We start from the raw sequence: 6,331 nt of genomic DNA on the forward strand, positions 1-6,331 counted from the left end.
CCCACACCCCACACCCCACACCCCACACCCCACTTCCCCACTTCCCCATTCCCCACACCCCACTTCCCCACTTCCCCACTTCCCCACACCCTATGGCTATTTGTATTCCCGTTAATTTACCCGATCGCTCCTATAATATTCTGATCGAGAAGGACAGTTTAGCTAATCTCGGTGCAGAAATGAGCCGGTTAAACTTAGGTAAAAAGGTTTTATTGGTTTCTAATCCCGAAATTTTTGACTATTACGGACATAAAGCCGTTAATTCCCTAGAAAAAGCGGGATTTGCCGTTTTTACTCATCTGATCCCCGCGGGCGAAAATTATAAAACCCTCGATGCGATCGCCCAAGTTTATGATAGCGCCCTCGCTCACCGGCTGGAACGTTCCTCGACTATGGTTGCCCTCGGTGGTGGTGTAATCGGGGATATGACGGGATTTGCGGCAGCCACATGGTTACGGGGCGTTAATTTTGTCCAAGTTCCCACCACCCTGTTAGCGATGGTAGATGCTTCCATCGGTGGTAAAACTGGTGTTAATCATCCCCAGGGCAAAAATCTGATCGGGGCGTTTTATCAACCGAAATTAGTGCTGATCGATCCTGACGTGCTTAAAACCCTACCCGTGCGAGAATTTCGGGCAGGAATGGCAGAAGTGATTAAATACGGTGTAATTTGGGATGCTGAGTTATTTCAACAGTTAGAAGACTCGGACAATTTAGCTAGTTTTTCTCAGATCGATGGCGAGCTATTGCAAACAATTATTACAAAGTCTTGCCAAGCTAAAGCAGATGTGGTAAGCAAAGACGAAAAAGAAGCGGGTTTGCGGGCGATCTTAAACTATGGTCACACGATCGCCCACGGCATTGAAAGTTTAACGGGATATACTAGCGTTAACCACGGGGAAGCGGTGGCCATGGGGATGGTGGCGGCAGGAGCGATCGCTGTTAAACTGGGAATGTGGACCGCCGGGGAAAATCAACGTCAAACCGATTTAATCGAAAAAGCCGCCTTAGAAACCCATATTCCGCCTTTAAATGCCGATGAGATGGTAAATGCTCTCACTGCCGATAAAAAGGTTAAAGATGGCCAAGTTAGATTTATTTTACCAACGGCGATCGGCCAAGTCACCATTAGCGATCGAGTCACCCCCACCCTGGTGCGCGAGGTGTTATCACCAACCGAATCCGGGCAGTAAAAGCTTTTTCAATTGTTGCATCGCTTGTTCCGTAACATCCCGGTATTTTAAATCTCCCACGAGAATACGTCCCATCAGTTGACCGGCGATCGGGCGTTTAACGGCGATATTGTAGGCGATTTGGGTAAATTGATAGAATAAACCGGCTAATTTGGCCGCTAAAGCCATATCTTCCCCCCATTCTTCCCGAATTATCCGACTATAGCCCGCTAAAGCCTGATTATCTCCGGCTAAAGCTCGATCGATCGCCTCGGCTGCCTTAACTCCCGTCAAAATTGCCGGACGGATACCCTCACCGATGAGAGGATCGAGAATACCCGCCGCTTCTCCTGTAATTAGGGCATTTTGGGCGTGTAGCGGTTGATTTCCGTTCCAAAGGGCTAAAGCATACTCACTATAGCGATAATCCTCTAAATTCCAGCCCTTTTGACGGGCATAATTTAACAGTTGTTTTTTCAGCTCCTCGGATTTGATGCTGCCCTTAAAACAAGCACCGCTAATTGTGTAACCATTAGACTTGGGAAAAGCCCAGATATAACCATTTTTTAGGGAACCAAAATCAAAAAAAGCTTTTTGGGGTGGAATAGTCGCTTCTGCGTTAGTAATTTCGAGAGTAGCCCCGATCGCTTGGTTTTTCGCCGGTAATCCCAACCAGCGACTGGTATTACCCTTAACACCATCGGCAGCAATCAGATATTTACCTGAAAATGTTCCTTGGGATGTGGTAACTTGCCAGTGATCTTGGACGAATTTGATCTGGGTAACTTCGCTGTTATCTTGGATGGTTGCCCCGACTGCGATCGCCTGTTGACCTAAAAAATCATCGAAACGATCCCTTTGTACCATCCACATCGGTTCTAGCATATTTAACTTAGTGGTGGCGGCATCCCCCTGTTTCCAAGTAAACTCCACTTGCGTGACGGTATTCTCGATCACGGGGGTAAAATCAAAATCAAACCACTGCTTAATTGCTGGGGATACCCCACCACCACAGGGTTTATAACGGGGTAATTTCGCTTTATCGAGGATCAGGATCGATCGTCCCTTTTTAGCTAGATGATAACCCGCCGTCGCTCCTGCTGGTCCCGCACCGATGATAATACAGTCAAACATTTGTACTAATTTAAGTCGTTGAACAAATTTATAGACAATTTACGCTATTTTGTCCAACTTGTGTTGAGTCTGGTGACGCTCAGACGGGATTCTGTCATTGTTGAGCTTGCCTCTCTAGTTTCTAGTTGATTTATCCCCCCATGTCCAAGAGAGCCTAATCTCTGGCTTTTTTGACTAACTAATTGATCAATTATCTTCACCTGATCAATCGTATAATAAAAAAAACTATAACGGCTCGATTATATCATGAAAATTGTTTCTATTAAAATAAAAAACTATCGTATGTTTAAAAATATACACATAAGAGATATTCCCCCTTTTTGCGTGATTATTGGAGCTAACGGCACGGGAAAATCTACTCTATTTGATATTTTTGGGTTTCTGCGAGATGCCCTTAAAAACAACATTCGCCAAGCTTTACAAATTCGCGGCGGTTATAGAGAAATTATCACTAGAGGTCAAGAACAGGAAGATATTGAAATCGAGCTGCAATTTCGCATGAAAATCTTAGATACAGAACGTCTGGTTACTTATCAAATCATAATTGGACAAAACAATAATCGCCCCGTTATCAAACGCGAAATACTTCGCTATAAACGGGGTGAACACGGTAAACCTTTTCATTTTTTAGATTTTCAACTTGGTCAAGGATATGCTATCACCAACGAAGAAGATTTTAGTAAACCGGATAAAGAACTCGATCGAGAAGAACAACAGCTAGAATCTAACGATATACTAGCAATCAAAGGATTAGGACAATTTCAACGTTTTAAAGCCGCTACAGCCTTTCGTTCTCTGATTGAAAATTGGCACGTTTCTGACTTTCATATTAGCGAAGCTAGAGGAAGTAAAGAAATATCTTATGCTGAACACTTATCCCCTACTGGCGACAATATAGCTACAGTTGCTCAATATATTTATCAACAATATCCCAAAATTTTTCAGCAAATTCTCGAAAAAATGAAACAACGAGTTCCGGGTATTTCCTCTGTGGAAGCCAAAGAAACCGAAGACGGTCGCTTGATTTTACGTTTTCAAGATCAGGCCTTTAAAGACCCTTTTATTGATCGCTATGTTTCTGACGGGACTATGAAAATGTTCGCTTATTTAATATTACTATTCGATCCCAATCCTCATCCCCTACTCTGTGTCGAAGAACCAGAAAACCAACTTTATCCTACTTTATTAAAAGAACTAGCCGAAGAATTCGCCCACTATAGCGATCAGGGGGGTCAGGTATTTGTTTCTAGCCACTCCCCCGATTTTATCAATGCGGTTCCACTAGCTAGTATTTTCTGGCTAATTAAATCCCAAGGTATCACCCAAATCCATAGGGCTGCCGATAGCGAAATCCTCAAAAACTTAGTAGCGGAAGGCGATTTACCCGGCTATCTTTGGAATCAAGGCTGGTTTGAAGGAGTAGAACCCTAATGAACTATGATATCGTATTTTTGTTAGAAGAGTCATCTATAAAAAATGTGTTAGAAGAACTTTTGCCTAAACTTATTCCCCCAGAAATAAGCTATATATGTATTAGTCATCAAGGTAAACAAGACCTAGCCAAATCTATTCCTATAAAACTCAAAGCTTTCAATAAATCTAGTCCCAATACCAAATTTATTATTGTCCATGATCAGGACTCCCACGATTGTCAAGAACTCAAAAAGAAACTAGGGCAAATTTGTCAAAATGCCAGTGATGCTCAAGTCTTAATTCGGATTATTTGCCATGAATTAGAATCTTGGTTTCTGGGAGATTTAGCAGCGGTAGCCAAGGCGTATAATTTAAATACTCTCGGCCAAAAACAAAATAAAAGTAAATACAGAGAACCGGACCTGCTTAACTCGGCCAAACAAGAATTAAAAAAGCTAGTGAAAGAGTATTATGCAGGAACCCACTCTAAACAGATTGCCCCCCATCTTTCCCTAACTGAAAATAAATCGCGTAGTTTTCAAACTTTTATCCAAGGTATCAAAAATGTTGTGGAAATGATACAACGCCCCAATCCGAACCAGAACTAAAATAGACCTCGACCTAATATAATTAAAAGCTTGTAAGCTCCTAACTAGGATTGGCTGAAAAAATCTAAAAATCTTGTTGGATAATATCTTGAGGCTTTTTTAAAATCAAAAAGTGCCGGCCCTGGGAGTGAGCGGGGGGAAGATTTAGGCATTTTTGCGCCCAAAAATATTCCCCCCGGCAGAACCGAGGGGAAAGTGGAGAAAAACTGCTAATCTAGCAGTTTAAGGCTAAGTCTTGGGATTCTTTTTTCAAGAGATTAACGAGGGTTTCGTCACCATTCTCTTGAGCGATTTGTAAACGACGTTCCAGACGAAGACGAATATTGTTCAGATGGATGCTAGAAAGGGTTTCCTCTTGGACAACAACAGGGGGTTTGACAACAGGCAACGGACAAGTGCTTGGGATGACTTGTCCGGCAAGATGAGGACGGGTGCTGTAGGCAACTCCACGATACTGACGATGCAGTTTCGGTTCTAATTGGAGCATATGGCGAGGATAATGGTGATTCCAGTCTTGACCTCGGTATTTACCCCCGATATCTCCGGTCTTCATCTCCAAGGGGAGAGAATCCCTTTCGTACTTAACTCCTCGATAGGCTAACGTCATATCACCGACTCCCTGCAATGCTTTAAAGTGACTTTAATCTCTCTTGTCGTCTCTATTTAGGGACAACAAGTTAGAAGATTTTATTTCTTATTCTGTATCTATTTTTACATTTTGTTAGGGAAATTGAAAAAACTTTATAAAAATTTAATATTTTCTAGCTGGCTATAGTATCCTTTTCCGGCTGGGTTTGGTCGCCCACCAAAGGAGCCTCTAGGGGTTTGAGGATTAATTTTGGTTGCTCGTCCTCATTGATGAGACGAATTTGAATTTGCGGGCCGGAGGCGGCTAAACGAACCACCATACCATCAACGACGACGGTTTTCTCGACCGGTTTGCCATTGAGAAACGTCCCATTTGCCCCTAAATTTTCCAATTCCCAATCATCGTGGTCATTATTATGGCGGATTTCTAAGTGCCGCCTCGAAACCACAGCACTATAGAGAACTACATGATTATCCAGCGCCCTGCCGATGAGAATGGTTGATTGATCATTGTCAAACTGCCAATGTTGTAGGGGCGTGGCCTGACTGGGGTGTAAAAGAGTTAAAGTGATCACGGTGACTATTGGCGGCAAGATAGAGGCGGTGGACAGGGTAAATTTTATTTGTTGTCAAGATTCGTCCTGGCCATTAAGTCTTCAGTCCTAGCAATGAATATCTCTAGTTAATTGACTCAGCCTTTTCTTTCCATTGTCTCATACTTTCCTCTTCCCTCGGAACCGACCTCCCCCAGAAAATCTAGCCGCTTCGCCCTAGTATTAATAAAACTGATGGGGTATGATTTCCACATTTTGAGCAATTTTTAACCTCTTCAGGGATAAGATAGTGCTGGTGTCACCTAAACATTGATCTATGAGCGGCTTTATTATCAAAATAATCTTGATATCGGCTTTGATTTCCCTGGGAATTAAATATCTTGCCCCTTTATTATCGATCGCTCCCAGTCCTCTTAACACTTTAATTCTGGTTTTTACTCCTTTTCTGCTCACGGTTTTTGCCCTCTGGAGACGGACAATAACTGATTAGGAATTTTTCTCCTTACTCATCTTGACATCCTCGCCGCCGTAAACGGACGGTGATTCCCAAACCTCACGATTTAGGTTTCTGCTTCTTTCCCTTGCGGGGTTCCGCACCTGCCGCCCCAGATTTACTCTGTTCTGGTCTTATGGTCGCTCTACAGACTGACACCGCAAGCCCTGCGGCCAAAATGTTTTTACTGGCGTTAATATCTCGGTCATGGTGAGTCCCACAGTCTGGACAGTCCCATTCTCGAATATTTAACGGCATTTTCAAGGGCAATATGCCCACAATTACTACATCTTTTAGAACTAGGAAACCATCTATCTATTTCGATGTAATTTCTGCCGTACCAACGGCATTTATAGGCTAATTGTCGAG

Annotated in this window: 7 protein-coding genes and 1 pseudogene; 4 read left to right on the forward strand and 4 right to left on the reverse strand. The window is 43.0% G+C overall.

The genetic code is table 11. The features are described from left to right. Positions 1 to 92 precede the first annotated feature (92 nt). Positions 93 to 1,193, forward strand: coding sequence for a 3-dehydroquinate synthase (gene aroB / locus O9290_RS03000; RefSeq protein WP_288054983.1), 1,101 nt, complete (start codon positions 93 to 95; stop codon positions 1,191 to 1,193). Here the strand turns inward: aroB and O9290_RS03005 are convergent. Then, positions 1,170 to 2,306, reverse strand: a complete 1,137-nt coding sequence (locus O9290_RS03005; RefSeq protein WP_288054980.1) for a geranylgeranyl reductase family protein — start codon at positions 2,304 to 2,306, stop codon at positions 1,170 to 1,172. The two genes, aroB and O9290_RS03005, sit on opposite strands and share 24 nt — an antisense overlap. Positions 2,307 to 2,552: 246 nt before the next feature. On the opposite strand from O9290_RS03005, the gene O9290_RS03010 reads away from it, so the two are divergent. Next, a complete protein-coding gene (locus O9290_RS03010; protein ID WP_288054981.1) occupies positions 2,553 to 3,737 on the forward strand; it encodes an AAA family ATPase in 1,185 nt (394 codons plus the stop codon). Further along, positions 3,737 to 4,327: a DUF4276 family protein gene (locus tag O9290_RS03015; RefSeq protein ID WP_288033362.1), complete on the forward strand. Its 591-nt coding sequence runs from the start codon at positions 3,737 to 3,739 to the stop codon at positions 4,325 to 4,327. Before O9290_RS03010 ends, O9290_RS03015 begins: the two co-directional genes overlap by 1 nt. 214 nt (positions 4,328 to 4,541) lie before the next feature. Here the strand turns inward: O9290_RS03015 and O9290_RS03020 are convergent, their stop codons facing one another. Both O9290_RS03020 and O9290_RS03025 read right to left on the reverse strand, forming a co-directional pair. Continuing rightward, the gene (locus O9290_RS03020) at positions 4,542 to 4,934 is read right to left on the reverse strand and encodes a DUF4278 domain-containing protein (protein ID WP_002756950.1); all 393 of its coding nucleotides are present in this window, start codon (positions 4,932 to 4,934) and stop codon (positions 4,542 to 4,544) included. 154 nt (positions 4,935 to 5,088) lie between these two features. Continuing rightward, positions 5,089 to 5,490 carry an FHA domain-containing protein gene (locus O9290_RS03025; protein ID WP_052278503.1) on the reverse strand — a complete coding sequence of 134 codons (402 nt, stop codon included), beginning with the start codon at positions 5,488 to 5,490 and terminating at the stop codon, positions 5,089 to 5,091. A 295-nt stretch (positions 5,491 to 5,785) separates the two neighbouring features. Here O9290_RS03025 and O9290_RS03030 point away from each other — a divergent pair, with 295 nt between their 5' ends. Further along, complete coding sequence (locus O9290_RS03030) at positions 5,786 to 5,959, forward strand: hypothetical protein (protein ID WP_167341553.1); 174 nt, start codon at positions 5,786 to 5,788, stop codon at positions 5,957 to 5,959. A gap of 63 nt (positions 5,960 to 6,022) precedes the next feature. On the opposite strand, the pseudogene O9290_RS28060 reads toward O9290_RS03030, so the two are convergent. Further along, positions 6,023 to 6,331, reverse strand: a pseudogene (locus O9290_RS28060) (RNA-guided endonuclease InsQ/TnpB family protein); the annotation flags it as partial.

The organism is Microcystis sp. LE19-41.2A (genome assembly GCF_027530405.1).
In the GTDB taxonomy this organism is placed as follows: Bacteria; Cyanobacteriota; Cyanobacteriia; order Cyanobacteriales; family Microcystaceae; genus Microcystis; species Microcystis aeruginosa.